The 15,541-nt window shown below is 47.4% G+C and carries 15 protein-coding genes; 6 read left to right on the forward strand and 9 right to left on the reverse strand.

Going from position 1 to position 15,541, the window contains the following annotated elements:
- Positions 1-20: 20 nt before the first annotated feature.
- Positions 21-959: an aldo/keto reductase gene (locus AC58PV_RS02630; RefSeq protein ID WP_497430735.1), complete on the forward strand. Its 939-nt coding sequence runs from the start codon at positions 21-23 to the stop codon at positions 957-959.
- A 148-nt stretch (positions 960-1,107) separates the two neighbouring features.
- Here AC58PV_RS02630 and AC58PV_RS02635 read toward each other — a convergent pair whose 3' ends face one another.
- Positions 1,108-1,920 (reverse strand): phytanoyl-CoA dioxygenase family protein, encoded by an 813-nt coding sequence (locus AC58PV_RS02635; protein ID WP_497430736.1) that lies wholly within the window; start codon positions 1,918-1,920, stop codon positions 1,108-1,110.
- 180 nt (positions 1,921-2,100) lie between these two features.
- On the opposite strand from AC58PV_RS02635, the gene AC58PV_RS02640 reads away from it, so the two are divergent.
- From AC58PV_RS02640 to AC58PV_RS02655, 4 genes are all read left to right on the forward strand, one after another.
- Positions 2,101-3,006: a helix-turn-helix transcriptional regulator gene (locus AC58PV_RS02640; protein ID WP_497430737.1), complete on the forward strand. Its 906-nt coding sequence runs from the start codon at positions 2,101-2,103 to the stop codon at positions 3,004-3,006.
- A 63-nt stretch (positions 3,007-3,069) separates the two neighbouring features.
- Positions 3,070-3,819 (forward strand): glucose 1-dehydrogenase, encoded by a 750-nt coding sequence (locus tag AC58PV_RS02645; RefSeq protein WP_497430738.1) that lies wholly within the window; start codon positions 3,070-3,072, stop codon positions 3,817-3,819.
- 112 nt (positions 3,820-3,931) lie between these two features.
- A complete protein-coding gene (locus tag AC58PV_RS02650) occupies positions 3,932-4,066 on the forward strand; it encodes a hypothetical protein (RefSeq protein WP_497430739.1) in 135 nt (44 codons plus the stop codon).
- Positions 4,067-4,153: 87 nt separating this feature from the next.
- Positions 4,154-4,771 (forward strand): c-type cytochrome, encoded by a 618-nt coding sequence (locus AC58PV_RS02655; protein ID WP_497430740.1) that lies wholly within the window; start codon positions 4,154-4,156, stop codon positions 4,769-4,771.
- Between the two features lie 308 nt (positions 4,772-5,079).
- On the opposite strand, the gene AC58PV_RS02660 is transcribed toward AC58PV_RS02655, so the two are convergent.
- From AC58PV_RS02660 to AC58PV_RS02670, 3 genes are all read right to left on the reverse strand, one after another.
- Positions 5,080-5,871: an anti-sigma factor domain-containing protein gene (locus tag AC58PV_RS02660; RefSeq protein WP_497430741.1), complete on the reverse strand. Its 792-nt coding sequence runs from the start codon at positions 5,869-5,871 to the stop codon at positions 5,080-5,082.
- Between the two features lie 3 nt (positions 5,872-5,874).
- Positions 5,875-6,441: a sigma-70 family RNA polymerase sigma factor gene (locus tag AC58PV_RS02665; RefSeq protein ID WP_497430742.1), complete on the reverse strand. Its 567-nt coding sequence runs from the start codon at positions 6,439-6,441 to the stop codon at positions 5,875-5,877.
- Between the two features lie 148 nt (positions 6,442-6,589).
- Positions 6,590-8,269, reverse strand: coding sequence for a hypothetical protein (locus AC58PV_RS02670; RefSeq protein ID WP_497430743.1), 1,680 nt, complete (start codon positions 8,267-8,269; stop codon positions 6,590-6,592).
- A gap of 252 nt (positions 8,270-8,521) precedes the next feature.
- Between AC58PV_RS02670 and AC58PV_RS02675 the strand changes: the two genes are divergently transcribed.
- Positions 8,522-9,277: a DeoR/GlpR family DNA-binding transcription regulator gene (locus tag AC58PV_RS02675; RefSeq protein ID WP_497430744.1), complete on the forward strand. Its 756-nt coding sequence runs from the start codon at positions 8,522-8,524 to the stop codon at positions 9,275-9,277.
- 56 nt (positions 9,278-9,333) lie between these two features.
- On the opposite strand, the gene AC58PV_RS02680 is transcribed toward AC58PV_RS02675, so the two are convergent.
- The 5 genes from AC58PV_RS02680 to AC58PV_RS02700 form a co-directional block, all read right to left on the reverse strand.
- Positions 9,334-10,596 (reverse strand): MFS transporter, encoded by a 1,263-nt coding sequence (locus tag AC58PV_RS02680; RefSeq protein WP_497430745.1) that lies wholly within the window; start codon positions 10,594-10,596, stop codon positions 9,334-9,336.
- Between the two features lie 159 nt (positions 10,597-10,755).
- Positions 10,756-12,387: a beta-N-acetylhexosaminidase gene (gene nagZ / locus AC58PV_RS02685; protein WP_497430746.1), complete on the reverse strand. Its 1,632-nt coding sequence runs from the start codon at positions 12,385-12,387 to the stop codon at positions 10,756-10,758.
- 27 nt (positions 12,388-12,414) lie between these two features.
- The gene (locus AC58PV_RS02690) at positions 12,415-13,230 is read right to left on the reverse strand and encodes a carbohydrate ABC transporter permease (RefSeq protein WP_497430747.1); all 816 of its coding nucleotides are present in this window, start codon (positions 13,228-13,230) and stop codon (positions 12,415-12,417) included.
- Positions 13,227-14,102 (reverse strand): carbohydrate ABC transporter permease, encoded by an 876-nt coding sequence (locus AC58PV_RS02695; protein ID WP_497430748.1) that lies wholly within the window; start codon positions 14,100-14,102, stop codon positions 13,227-13,229. The genes AC58PV_RS02690 and AC58PV_RS02695 overlap by 4 nt, the downstream gene beginning before the upstream one ends.
- Before the next feature lie 23 nt (positions 14,103-14,125).
- On the reverse strand, positions 14,126-15,472 hold the full coding sequence (locus tag AC58PV_RS02700) for an extracellular solute-binding protein (RefSeq protein WP_497430749.1): 1,347 nt from the start codon (positions 15,470-15,472) through the stop codon (positions 14,126-14,128).
- Positions 15,473-15,541: the final 69 nt, after the last annotated feature.

A 15,541-nucleotide genomic window follows, 5' to 3' on the forward strand; every position in this document is an offset into this window, starting at 1 on the left:
CGAGAGGCTGGGGATTAACTATGAAGCATATTCAAATAAAAGGATTAGATAAACCCGTATCCAAATTGGTGATGGGATCTGACTTTTTCCGATTAGACAACCCGCATGAAGTCAGCGAAATCCTCCATCATTATTTGGCTATTGGTGGAAACACGATTGATACTGCTCATGTTTATTGTGGTGGGCAAAGCGAACAAGCCATTGGTATTTGGTTAGAAGAAACGGGCAAAAGGGACGAGATGGTGATATTCACCAAAGGTGCTCATCATGATAGCAACGGCCCTCGCGTGAATCCGGAAGCTATTCGTCAGGACTTGCAGACAAGTTTAGATCGGATGCGTACCGACTACATCGATTTGTACGGTTTACACCGAGATGACCCGGCAACACCTGTTGGCGTCATTGTTGAAGCATTGAATGAACATTTGGAAGCTGGCCGCATTCGTGCTTTCGGCGGATCCAACTGGACGCACCAGCGTTTGCAAGAAGCAAATGAGTATGCCGCGAAGCATGGCCTTGTTGGCTTTAGCTTCAGCTCGCCTAACCTTAGTCTCGCTAAACCGAATGAGCCGTTCTGGGCTGGCTGCGTGTCCGTAGATAACGAGGCCTTGCGCTGGTACGAAGAGCAGCAGTTCCCACTGCTGTCTTGGTCTTCGCAAGCGCGCGGTTTCTTCACTGGCCGGTTCTCGCCAGAAATCCGCGATAACGCTGATCTCGTTCGCGTATTCTACAGCGACGAGAACTGGACGCGGTTGCAGCGTGCGCAGCAGCTCGCACAAGAAAAAGGCGTGAGCGCCATCCAGATCGCGCTCGCCTATGTCATAAGTCAGCCGCTTCCTGCGTGCGCGCTGATCGGACCTCGCACCGAGGCCGAAATGGTCTCCTGCCGCGACGGAGCAGAGCTTGTTCTGTCGCCGCAAGAACTTGCTTGGCTTGATTTGACTGGCGCTACGGTGTAACGCTTGCGGCATTAAGCCTCGTTAGTCACATTGAGAAACCTAGCAATGGTTGATGTGGTAGATGAGGTCGATATGGCAAATGAAAAAGTTGCGGAACATAATTCCGCAACTTTTTTACATTCCTTATCCTTCATCCCACTAATCACAACTATTTACTATAAACAACTGGGAAATCAGCTCCAGTCAAAAGTTCACCAGGCTGAACATGGATATGTTTACTCATAGGATGGTTGCCGACAGGCTCATAACGAATGTTTCCCGGCATATAATGAACCGCAATCGCACGCCGTTTCATCTGGGAGTAGTTAGGCAAAGAACCGTGCCAGGTCATACAGTGATGGTAGCCTACTTGGCCTTTCTTAATCTCGAAGGGGACTGGTTTGATCTCCACACCTTGGGGCAGCAATTCAGGACGCTTATGCTGCGGCATATGGTCTTGGCCATGAAGCAAGTGCCTTTGATGATCTCCCCATCTATGAGAACCAGGCACCATCCACATACAACCGTTCTCAATAACTGCATCATCCAACGCTACCCAGGCGCTAATCAGATCCGCAGGTTTAATAATCGGCCATAAGGGATGATCTTGATGCCACTTCGTTGGTCCACCTGTGACAGGCGGCTTATACTGAATTTGATCATGCCAAATGCGTAAAGTGTCTGTACCCGCGAGTTGTGCAACATCTTCACATAAAGTGCGATTCGCTGCATGCTGCAAATAAAGATCGCTAGCCATCCAAATGTTAACAATTTGAACGATGGATTCATTCGCTTCCATGCTCATTCCATATTCACTTTTATCTACTAAATTGCGACTTAGCACTGGCTTCTTCGCTGTTCCCCCTTCCAATACGAGATCCAGCTCATGGCGCAATCGCTCAACCTCCTCGTCGTTTAGCACGACATCACCTTTTACAAACCCATCACGTTCATAAGCCTCCACTTGTTCTACTGTCAGCATGCTATATCCCCCATCCACAATGTGTTGCTAGCCGTTAATGCTCCTTACAGGTGTAAGTCTAACAGGCCACCCTCTTAAAGTCGTTGCAGGAAAGGGTAGAATTCGTTGCACTTTTCAAAGGTTTTTAACCAGAGGCAGCGAACTATTTAACTATCAAAATCAATAAGGAGAACGCCACGAATGGAACATTGTCGCTCGCTCGGGCCGATGGCCTTATTACTTCCTGCAGTGAATTATGCGAACATACAGAACGTTCCAGCACGTATCGTTTACGGGCCTCGAACCATTCCGGATTATCAGCTTGTATATGTTGTCTCTGGACGCATGGATTTGTTTATCGGCTCTGACCAATACGCGATACTTCCAGGTGAATGCGTTTATCTCGGAGCAGACACACCGCACAAGCTTACTGTTCATGCGGATAAATCAGCTACTTTTATCTCTCTGCACTTTGATTGGCATCGACTGTCTCCTGTGCCTATTCATCCAGGACCTAAGATAATAAACCTCAACGAGAGCCCCCCATTTGATCGCACGCACAGCGATATAGTTGAAGTTGATGGTTATGGCAGCGTCGCCATCCCTGTTCATTTCAGATTCATAGAGGGTGAACGAAAGCTTCAGCAGATTGTCCAGGAATACAAAGAAGAGGAATATGGCTACTCGTTCGTATTAAGAGGCCTACTCATACAAGTTTTATCTGACATCATACGTCGTGAATTAGATGTATCAACCACACACAACTCCAAACGAAGCATGATTCGCAATGCCCTGCAGATGATCGTGGAGCACCCTGAACGCGCATGGAGTGTTACAGAATTAGCCGAGAGCTGTGGTTACCATCATATCTATTTTTCCCAGTTATTTAAGGAGGTCATGGGCCTCTCTCCGAAGCCTTATATGATACATAAACGCATACAATTGGCTAAAAAACTGCTGCTAAAAGAAGAAAAAGTAGAAGTTGTTGCTACTCAGCTAGGCTATACGTCAATTCATTACTTCAGTCGGCATTTCAAATCCATGACAGGGATGTCACCGTCTACGTTTAGACTATATGGTGGTGAAGATGATCCTAAGCTCGAATAGCTTTTCTGATTTGAACAGCAAGTGTGTTACACTGGTTGGAAAATAGTGTTAGAGGTGATTCCTATGCGCAAAATCGCAGTCATTACGGGCGGAGGGCAAGGTATTGGACGAACCATTGCTCTTTCTTTTGCCCAAGAAGGTTACGGCATTTCTATCGCGGATATTCATCAGGACAAAGGTCTGGAGACCCTTGAACTCCTACGTCCCTTTACAAACGATGCACTCTTTATGCAAGTGGATGTCTCTCGCACAGAGGAAGTCGAGCAATGGCTCGAACATACTTCTCAAGTGTTGGGTAGCATTGATGTCCTAGTGAATAATGCAGGAATCATGCATAATACGGATGTGTTGGACCTTCGTTCTGATCAATTTATGCGGGTTATTTCCGTCAACTTGGGAGGTACTTTTCACTGCTCGCAAGCTGCAGCCCGCATTATGAAAGCGCAAGCGCGCGGCGGTGCCATCATTAATATCTCGTCGACCCGAGCCGTCATGTCGGAACCTAATACCGAGGCTTACTCAGCTTCCAAAGGTGGGATCTCTGCGCTAACCCATGCGATGGCCATTAGTTTAGGGGGATACGGCATTCGCGTCAACGCGATATCTCCAGGATGGATTGAAGTAAGGGACGATGGCAGCTATTCACATTCGGAAGCGGACCGCAACCAGCACCCCGTAGGCCGAGTAGGCAGACCAGCAGATATTGCCGAGGCATGTCTTTATTTGGCTAGCGAAAAGGCAGGATTCCTTACAGGTCAGAACTTGACAATCGATGGTGGCATGAGCGTTAAAATGATATATGAAGAGGAATAATTGCCGATCGCACTGCATTCATTGATAAAGAGTCAAAGCGCCTCATGTCAATAAATGGATATCAAGTCAGATATAGGAAATCCTAATCCCTACTAAGAAAGGGGTGGGCAGTGTGAACGATGAGACCAATTTACCTCAGGAACAAGAGTCTGCACACGTAACTGAGCTTGAGTTTAATCACGATTACGATCTGATGCGAGCCTATGCTGAACAATTGAATGGTGTGAACGAAACAAAGGAAGAGTAATTTTTCTCAACTTCCCTCACAATGAAAAACCGTTTTCCCCTCTCCTTCGTTACCTTTATTAGAGTAACTATGAAGGAGTTGGACGCTTTGAACAAATGGATGTATGCAAGCATCTTCATGATCGTCATTCTCGCTGCTACAGGATGCAGCAAACAAGAAGTTGAACCCGCCGTCAGCTCACCATCCCCTACGGCTGTAACTGTCGCGAGCTCACCAACACCGGCGCCCTCAGCGACAGTAGCTCCAGCTACGCCGACTCCAGTGGCGACCGCAACACCTGCGGCGTCGGTGGGCCCAACGGCTTCAGCCAGCGAAGCGCCGAAGCCTCAAGCTTCGGTGACACCTGCCACGCCTTCGCCAGTAGCTACAGCAACACCAGCTGTCGCGACACCTGCGCCTACGCCTACGCCTGCTCCAGCGGCAACACCTTCACCTTCGCCTACTGCCAAGCCGCAGGCAACAGTAAGTGCCGCTGATTCCAGCGAGAAAGCCCAGCAGCTGTACAAAAGCAACTGCCTGTCCTGCCATGGCGCAGGCCTCAAAGGGGATTACGGACCGAATCTGACGAAGGTCGGTGCCCGTAGGACGAAAGAACAAATTACCGCGCAAATTATGAACGGTAAGGTCGAGATGCCCCCTTTCAAAGATACCTTGAAAGCGGACGAAGTCGAAGCCTTAGCGGTTTGGCTGGCAGCTATGAAATAAGAAATGGTCTCGTTAGCTCTAGGAGGGAGATTAACTGGATTTTCTACATCTATTTTCGAGGAAAACTAGCTTAATAGGCGTTTTGATGGATTTCCTACATCTATTTTTGCTCTAAATTACCCGTTTGCCGATTTCCCTATTAAATAACGGGAGGAAATCCAGTTATTTCACGAAATCACGGTATTTCAGGTGAATTAGCTGTAGAAAATCCAGTTATTCGACGGCCGCTCCGTCCTGCGCTGGCAAGCGCACCAAAAAGCGGGCATCCCCTCTTGAACCGAAGAGGAATGCCCGCTTTTCTTCTCTGCTTAAACCGACCCCAAAACTTTCTTCCCTCGTGGCTGGCTGCCATTAGGATCCGGTTCCAACGTAACGCCGATGGAATCGATATTCAAACTTTTGGCATGCACATCATAAGAAAGTACGCCTACCCCTTGGTTATCCACACGCAGTGTTCCGCAGTTGTATTTCTTCCCGTTATGATTCAACCATACCTGATAGGTCCAATCCCCACTCGTTTCATTCAGACCCGACAAGTTCACGACAACTTTATGAACATCGCCGTACTGCACGACCCAGGCTGTTCCCGAGGCTGTGGGCATGGACGTATCCGCTGATTTCAAATTGAAGGTATTCACAACCTTGGAAGGCTCACTCATTTCACTTGCTGTTTCCTTGGTGTGAAAAACATCAGAGTTCCATACAGCACCTACCACGATACCAAGCATCACTACGGCAGTCGCACCATACAACCATACATAGGAACGCCGCTTAGGTGTTGCATTTGTACGTGTCTCGTTTTTGACAATCTCCGCTTTATAGATCGGGTCTTTATGAATCTGCTCTTTATAGGTCGGTTCTTTATGAATCTCCTCTCGACGAATGGCCTCCATCACTTGCCCCTTCAAATCGGGCGGTACTTCCACTTCTTCCATTTGGTAAGGGAGTGATTGCCAGACCGCCTGTAAGTCAGGCAGTTCTTCACGGCAAGAGACACAAGTGCGCAGATGCCGTTCGAAAGCCGCGCGCTCCCATTCCGTGCATTCGCCTGTTAAATAATTGATCAGATAGCTGCAGTCAACAGGTTGCTGCTCTTTCATGTGTCATCCCCCCCTCACTGCTGTCAGATGTTTGCGAAGTATTTTTAAACATTGATGAAGCCTGCTTTTCACAGTTCCTACCGGTTCATTCTTTTTGGAAGCAATTTCGCTTAGCGAGTAGCCTTCCCAATACATCATCTCTATCAATTCAATTTGATTCGTAGATAAGTGCACATACGCTTCTTGAATCTGCTCGACCACCCATTTGCTGGACACCACCGACTCTGGATCTGGTTCCCCGGATACGAGTGATTGCTCCCACTCCCTAGGCTCGAATCGAACAATTTGGTTCTGTTTACGATTCTTGCGGACATAATCAATCGTAATATTACGGGTGACTGTAATCATCCAGTTGACGAATCCGCCTTTACTGGCATCATAGCCTGTTTCGGTAGTCCAGAGCCGCATAAATACCAATTGCACGATTTCCCTGGCTTCCTGCTCATTCTTCATAGATTTCATGGCAAACGAATACACGAGCTTGGCATAACGATCGTAGAGCTCTTCTAAGGCAGGATGCTCTTTGGCCATAACCAGCTTCATGAGCTCCCCATCTGTTCGATTTCGCATAACGTGCACTCCCCGAGTCGAAATAGAAGACAAATTCACTCTATCAACCATATCATATTTTTGGCTACAATGGACAAAACACTCCAACCTTTCTGCCGAAGCAGTCAGTTGAAGTGCAATATCATTTCTCATCTTCAATTCTTCACGTTTATCTGCTTTCCGTTTGAACGGGATCTAGCACGAACCATACTTTCCCCACATTTTGCCCCGTTGTCTCGCCAGGGTTCGTATCCTTAATCCAGTAATATAACGGCCAGCCTTTGTACGTATTCTGCATCTTGCCATCGTTACGCGTGAACACGCCAAAATCACTCTCGTTCAAATCACTCGACACGGTCAAATGTTCATCATAGTAGATCGGCCAATTGACCAAACATTGACCCACGCATGAATTGACATCTCCTTTATCCTTCGTGAATAGATAGAGGGCCATGCCATTACGATCAACGAGATACGTGCCGAGTTCATCGGATTTGCTCGTTTTCACCGAACTGTTAACCGCCTTCGTACCGCTGAATTTCACGGGATCGACGACAAACCAGACATCTCCTACATTTTGCCCCAACGTATCGCCCATCTTCTTATCATCTACCCAGTAATACAATGGGAAACCTTTATACGTCGTTTGTTTCTTTCCGTCAGCACGCACGATTGTTCCGAAATCAGCCGAGTTCACTCCCGTTGGTGCAGCCACATGATCGGCATAGAACAACGGCCATTTTTCCAAACATTTTCCAGCACAATTGCTTACGCCCTTCGTATCTTTATCGTAATAATACAGCGTCATGCCCTTCGTATCCGTCAAAAAGTTACCGAGATCCGCTTTGGTCCCCAAAGCGATTCCCGCCGAAGGCTTAATGACATACCAAACCTTGCCTACCGCATCACCTAACACATCGCCTGCAGCCAAATCACCTGCGAAATAGTATAGCGGCCAACCTTTGAATGTCAGCTGCTTCTTGCCGTCTGCACGTACAAATGCGCCAAAATCAGCAGCGCTAAAACCAGCAGGCACAATCAACGTATCACTGTAATAAATCGGCCATTTCGCCAAACAAGCATCCCCACAAGAATTCACATCTGCGAAATCCTTCGTGAAGTAATAAAGCGTCATGCCTTTGGAATCACTCAGGTAGCTCCCTAATGCCTCGTTTTGCTTCAATTGCAGAGATGTATGGCTCAGCACGCTTAGCTTATCCGCAGCAACGATCCCTTTTTCTGATAAAAAGGTTGCTAACGTTTTGCCGCCATCCTTCAACGTCCCGTGCAAGCCTTCGATCGTTGCAGTTGCTATGTTCATGTTCACGACATGTTGGACGCTTGCGATTTTAGATAAACCCTTCTTCCCTGCAAAATCAATCGCTTGAGCAAACTCGAAATCCACACCTTGTTTGTAACCTAGGGCTTCGAGCAATACCTTGTAATACGCCTGCGCTGTAATACCAGCTGTTGGATCGAATAGATCGCCGCCTGTTCCTTGCCAACCGAGCTCAGGATGCGCTTTCAAATAACCAAGTACGGCCTGCCCTTCCTTGTACACAAGGCTCGCATCTTTGAAATTATCCGTACCACGATAAGCCAGCGCCTCCGCTTCCAGCCCTTTTAGACGAAGATACATAATGGCTGCTTGATATCTCGTTGTTGATTTCCCCAAATATTCAGGCGTGAGCCCGCTTCCCTCACCTTGCAGAATGCCGAGATCACCAGCAATATCGGTTTCCGATTTGACTTGCACTTGCTCTGCTGCAAGAGCTGTCAAAGCCGTCAAACCTAAGACAACGCCTAAGAGCACAAAAACTGAAAGTACTACTTTTTTAAAATTTCTCATTCTGGCTATACGCCTCCTTCGATGGGATGAAGCAATCTCATTACTGTTGGAATGCTTTTCCTCTTAAGGTAACGAACCTAGATTTAGTTCGGTTTGATGCCCTTCAAGATTTTTTCGAAATTGCACACTTCAAGCAAAAACATACATAAAAACGGTCGATATAAGCATCCCTAGATGGACGAGTATCATTGACCATGATAAAATAAAAAGAAGTAGCAAGCTTCCCAGATCGGGAGCTTTAGGGGGTACACCATGGGAAAGACCGATGTTCGCCGAGATGCCATTATGCTTGCGATTAAAGATAAAGGCTCCATCGCTTTGACAGATATTGTGAAGCAATTCAATGTCTCTGAAGCAACAGCACGACGAGATTTAGAAATTCTCGAAGGAGAGAAACGCTGCATCCGCACCTTTGGCGGGGCCGTACTTGAAAGCTTGAAAGTGGAAGTCCCCTTCTTTAATAAAATGGACCTTTACACAGATGAAAAGAAAGAGATCGCCGACAAAGCCCTTCGTTACATCGAAGATGGCGATATTATCGGGCTGACGGGTGGTACAACAACGACCTTCATCGCCAAAAAATTAAACCAATTCAAAAATTTGACCGTCATTACGAATGCCGTGAATATTGCCTACGAACTCATCGGCACGCCTAGCTTGCAGCTGATTTTAACGGGTGGTGTGATTCGCACACAAACCTTTGAACTATCCGGACCGCTGGCTAATGCGACACTCGAGAATCTTAGCATCCGCAAAACGTTCTTGGGCTGCGATGGAATTTCCCTCTCCCGCGGCATCATGATCTACAATGAGCTTGAAGCCGAGACGAATCGCCGGATGATGAAGCAATCCATGGAAACGTATCTCGTGGCCGATCATTCCAAGTTTAGCCGGAGCTCCTTGTTTGTGATTGGCGAGGTACAGGAAGCCATCGGTATCATAAGCGACTCCTCCATTACGCCTGAAATGAAGCTGGCTTTTAAGGAATCAGGAACACCGTTTCTTTAAAATGTGAAAAGCGATATCGCTGGCCACCTGGCCTAGAGATATCGCTTTTTGTTGGACTATGATTTCAGTTCACTGCTCGGCTGTGGAATTGGGGCTGACTTCATTTTCAAAGACGGCACCATAATCATGACACCGATAACAAACAGTAACGCGGATGTTATATAGATGGATTCAAGGGAGAATGACGCTTTAATCGAACCCGCCAGACTCATCGTAATGACCATGGATCCCATGAAGAGCGGTGTTAGGATACCATTCACGCGCCCAACGAAAGATTCTTCGGTATTCCCAAGAATTAACGTACTAATTCCGATCTGAATAGCTGGCATCACAAGACCTGAGATAAACTGCATCAGAAGTGCCAACCACACCAAATGCGTCATACCGATCATCGCAAACGTAACTGCGCTAACCGCCATACCGACCGTGAGCATCGCTTGTGGGGATATTTTCTTAGCAAAGGCCATCGTTACGCCTCCGCCTACTATCATCGCAGCACCGTTCGCCACCATGAACCACTGTAAGTTCGACTTCTCGAGTCCCAAGTGCTCCGTAACTAGGAAAATACCAAGTGGACTGATCAAACCAAGCGCTAGACCCGCAACGGCAAAACACCCACCGAGGATAACCAACATACGATTCCTCAACACATAACGGAAGCCTTGACCCATTTCCGTGAAGATATGCGTAGTGCGCGGCTCTGAGGAATCTTCTCTAAGATCCTTAGGCAGGAACGTAAGAACAAGAGCTGATAACAAGAAACATGCTCCCATGATCGCTACGGCTGTTTCGATGCCGAAACGATAATAGATGAAAGAGCCAAGCATAGGTCCCAATATCATGAAAATCGCCATCATCGATTGAAACATCGACATGCCTAGTTGCATTTGTGAGGCAGGGACATGTACCTTGAAGAGCTTCATGTTAGACGGTTGGGAGAATTGCGAGAGAATCGAGGATACCAACGTAGCAAAGAAGATCGCTTTCCAAGACCCCATATACAAGGTGATCAAAATAACAAAAACAGACGCCGCGCTAAGTAAATCACACCACACCATCGTCAGCTTCGGCCTCCAACGATCAGCGAATGCCCCGCCAATGAAGGAGAAGATAAATATCGGCGCAAACTCCGCTACGGAGATTAAAGAAAGCGAGTATGGATCATTATTCGTCATGTCCGTCACATAGAGCAGAATCGCAAAGTTACGTATCCAGATACCGATTTGAAGCAAAATGCCTGAAAGCATAATCGTTTGAACGAATCGATTGCTAAAGAAGGATCGCATCGTTGGCTCAGATTGAGCGCTTGCTTGGCTCATTTGGAAAAAACACCCCTTTGAAATTAGATCGCTAGTGAAATGCCCGAAAAATGCGCATTGTTCCTACGTAATAGGTAAGGAAAAGTTTCACAAGCCTTTCTGATTCTACTAGGAGATAATATAAGTTGCTAGTGATAAATTCTATATAGTTATTTTCCCCTAGTCCTGTCTCCAACCAATCGGATATTGCTCGGATAGCGTTACAGGTAACCGCCCGACAGCAGCTTCACGACCAAGCAACACATTGGCTAGTGAAGCCATCGCCAGGGGACGATTCTCATAACAAGCATAATACGTTTTCACTTCAGGAAATTGAAGCAAATCATACGGATTACGTCCTGCTGCTACAATCAGATGCAGTCCATCCAGTTTGGCTAACGCTTTAACCAATGCCGTTTGACCTGCCGAGAACGTCGCATTATACGTCACGATCACGACTTGCTTTACGCTTTCACATATCTTAATCATCGCAGCTATATCCGCATCGCTCGGTTGAAGCCCTATGTAAACTTCACGGACTGGCTCCCCGGTCATCTCAGACAATATGCCCCCCAGCGTTCCCTCTCGATCAACAACCTCATCGATTTCCGTCCCTGATTGGACTTCGGTCCAGATCACCAGCGTTTTATCATTCATTTGAAGGTTATTATCGACTTCGTCCTTGACCTTCGTTATGCTTTTACGACTCAGTTCTTTCGCCAGCGCCTGATGCTCAGGTGTCGAGATGGGCCCATCCGGAACTTGCGTTCCTGTATCAAAACGAATATCACGCTTGTATTTGTACGTCATAATGCGCAGTATAGACTCATCAATGCGTGCTTCCGAAACACGCCCGCTTTCCACTGCAGCTACAACCGCTTCCATCGCTGCGATTTGACGCTCCAACTCATGGCTGACTAGCAAAATATCCGCACCCGCTTCGAGTGCACGAACGGCCCCTTCCGCTACGCCAACCCCCTCGGAGATCGCCTTCATCTCTAAGCAATCTGTTACAATCAGCCCCTTGAAACCTAGCTGACCGCGCAACAATTCCGTCAGTATTTTATGGGATAGCGTCGAGGGTACACTACTGTCTTCTAGAGCTTCAAAGACCACATGTGCTGACATAATCGCATCAACGCCGCCTTCAATCGCTTTGATGAACGGAGCCAGCTCCAGTTCCATCAATCGCTCCATGCTATGCGGAACCACAGGTAAATCATGATGCGAATCCGCTGTGGTATCCCCATGACCAGGGAAATGCTTCACGGTCGCGATTACGCCCATGTCTTGCAGGCCTTTGACCGCGTGGGTACCCATATCAGAGACAATCGCAGCTGTTTCACCATAAGAACGAACCCCAATAACCGGATTAAGCGGGTTATTATTAATATCCAAGCAAGGGGCTAAGTTCATGTTCACGCCCATTTGACGAAGTTCTTTGCCCATCACTTTCGCGCTGGCGTAGACGCCAGAAGGTGCAAAAGCAGCCCCTAATGCCATATTCCCCGGCAGCAACGTCGCCCCTTTTTCCACGCGTGAAACCATTCCGCCTTCTTGATCTACAGAGATAAACAACGGTTGGCCACCGCTTCTTAACGAAATAGCTTGCAAATCGGCAGACAACTGAGCAAGTTGGTGGGCATCCTTCACATTCCGACGGAAATAAATAACGCCGCCAATGCCGTACTCCTCGATCAATCGCGTAATGTGAGGATTCGGTTCCAGTGCATCAAACCCACAAGCGAATAGTTGTCCTACCTTTTGACGTAACGTGAGTGGCTTGTTGTTCGAGTTTCCTGCTGATGACATGTAAGCACACGCTCCTTGAGGGATTATTTAGGCTTTGATATTTTCGATGATACGTCTCTGAAGCAGAAGATACATCACAACCACCGGAATGATGCTGATCATAATCGCCGCGCATAGCGAACCATAGTTCATATTCAATTGGTCATAGAAGGCCACCATACTTACAGGTAGCGTCCTCAGCTTTTCTTTGGTCAGAAATAAATTAGCCATGATGAATTCGTTCCAACTTGTGAGAAAGTTCAACATGAACACACTAAACAGGGAAGGCAGTGAGATGGGAACGATGATCCGACATAACAATCCGTAGATGGAGAGTCCATCCATGATACCCGCTTCTTCCAGTTCATTCGGTATCGAGGTCAGGAAGCTGCTTACCATGAATACGGTCCAAGGCAGCCCCAATGTCACATAAGGCAAAATCAAAGCGAAGGATGTGTTATACAGATGCAAGCTCCTAAGCAGCATATACAAAGGGACAAGCAACGAAGCCGCAGGCACCAGAAGGGCCAGAATTAGAATCCTTTTCAGAACAAGACTTAGCTTTGGAAAAGACATCCGAGTCAACGCGTAAGCGGTCGCAGTCCCTAGCGCTAGTGAAACAATAGCTGAAACCGTCGAATTGATCACACTATTCATAAAATAATGACCCACACGCGCCCCCGTCCAAGCATTCCAATAATTCGTTAATAAGAGCTCAGTTGGAAAGGACCAGGGGGCTGTGATGATTTCTTTGTTGGTCTTGAAGGATGAATTCAGTGTCCAACCCAGTGGGAATAGAATGAACCCTATGTAAATAAATAACACGGTATGTGGGATAACACGTCGCAGGAGGCTTCCTCTCATAATCGCACCTCCTCCTGTTTACTAGTGAACCAGCCGAAGGTGGACGTCAAGATTGCTGTAAAAAGGAGGATCAGTACCGCGATACTGTTCGCGTAGCCATACTCACCGATCCGATAGGCTTTTTTGATCATATACGAAGCCATCACTTCCGTACTTCCATACGGATTCCCGCCCGTCATGACAACCACAATGTCCATGGCTTTCATGCCGCCAGTAATGGATAAGAGCATCATAACCACAATGACCGGTCTTAGCAGTGGCAGAATAACAAACCAGGCTTGTCTCAGACTGCCTGCACCGTCCATTTGGGCAGCTTCCACGAGATGCTTCGGAATAGCGTAGATGGCTGATACCACGAGCACCACATAGAACCCCATCCATTGCCAAGCATTGGTGATCAAAATAGCGAGCATCGCTGTCGCTCCATCTGCCAACCAAGCATGCTGCCATCTGGTTAAACCTATAGCATCTAAGACTTGGTTTAGCAGCCCCGCTTGTGGATGATAAATAAATTCCCATAGCACACCAACGACCGCAGTCGATAGAATGGTTGGCAGGAAAATCAACGATTTGTACATCGCGATCCAACGCTTTAGTTTACTCACTAGGAGCGCGATACCTAGGATTATCGGAATTTGAATCCCCATAGCGAAGCTAATAAAGTACATATTATTTCGCACAGCAATCCAGAAATACGGATCTTGAAAAGCAGCAACGAAATTGTCCAGCCCATTATATGTTGCTGGGGAGATGCCGTTCCACGTTGTAAAACCGTACCGCAGCGACATCAGCATGGGATAGATGAAAAATATCGCAAATATGAGCAACGTCGGCAAAGTAAAGACCGTATAGGCCCATGCATGTCTTCCCATTCGGTTCATATGTCATCCTACTACTATTTGGCATGGGTTTCTTCTTTATTCGAAGCCTCTTGCTGCTTCTGTAATTCGTTCATCAGCGAAGCTGGATCTGTTCTTCCGCCAAGCAGCTCCTGCATCCCGCGCTCAAGCTTCTCGCGCACTTTCGTTTGAATACGAGAATCGAAGGCTGGGAAAGATCCTTTACTATTCGCAAACACATGCAAGATTTCCGTAATCAGGGGGTTTACTTGACTCGTATCCTGAAGCTTCATCGCCGGTGGCATTCCTTCTTCAACGAGCTGCCGCTTCTGCATCGATTCCGTATACATTTGCTTAATGAATTCTTTGATCGCCAGCAATTGTTCGGGGGTTACTTTTTTGGAAAAGCCATAGGCGTTAGACCATCCTCCATTGATATACCCGTCACCTGGCCCGCCCATGGCAGGAAAGTTCATGAAGCCGACATCACGGGCAATGACGGATTTCTCAGGATCGAGAAGCGGCGTGTTCGCCCAGCTGCCATCAAACATGAAAGCGGCGTTCCCGCTGCTGAATGTATTCTGCTGTTCGGCATAGGCAAGCGCTAGGCTGCCTTCTTGGAAATAGTCTTTCTGAATGAGGGTTCGATACTGTTCAAAAGCTTTCAATACCTCTGGGTCCGTCCAATGCTGGCTCCCGTTCAGAAAGCCCTCGATGGAATCCGTACCTGCCGTGCGCACCCACATCGTATTAATCATCATATTAATAACCCAGGAGTCTTTCGCGGCCATGGCAAAAGGGGTGATTTTGGCAGCCTTCAGCTTCGCCGCTGCGGCTACAAGCTCTTCCCAAGTTTCGGGCAGCTTGATTCCCTTTTGGGCCAAAATCTTTTTGTTATAGTACAGGCCCTCCACGTAGCCGGCCATCGGGATCCCATAGATTCGGCCATTCACCGTGAACTCTTCGAAGCTATAGAACTTATCTGTTAACCCGAGCTCTTGCAGGATAGGGGTGAGGTCCAGCAGCCGATTCGCCTTCACATAATCTTTCGTATCCGTGCCTCCGAACAAGTCGAATACCTCCGGTGGATTACCAGCAGCCATTTCTGCTCGCAGCTTCTCGAAGCGATTCACCTTATCCTCCACGCCATCCAACGTAATCGTCAATCCGGGCACCTTGGCTTCAGTCGCTTTGACTACTTCCTGCAGCATGACCAGTCGTTTCTTCTGCGTATCCTTTACCTGTGTATGCCGGATGGTCAGCAAGATTGGCGCATTCTGGACACCTTTTCCATTAGACGCATCTCGCCCGGGATCTGATTTATCCGAAAATATACTGCATGCCGACAACATGAACGTGAGAGCTATCGCACCTGAGCTCCAAATCAGTGTTCGTTTTCTCATCCACTTAGTTCTCCTTTAAGCTTACCATCTAAGTATAATTGAACCCCTGTACGTACTAAAGACAGATAA

This window comes from Paenibacillus sp. J22FR83, assembly GCF_059691955.1.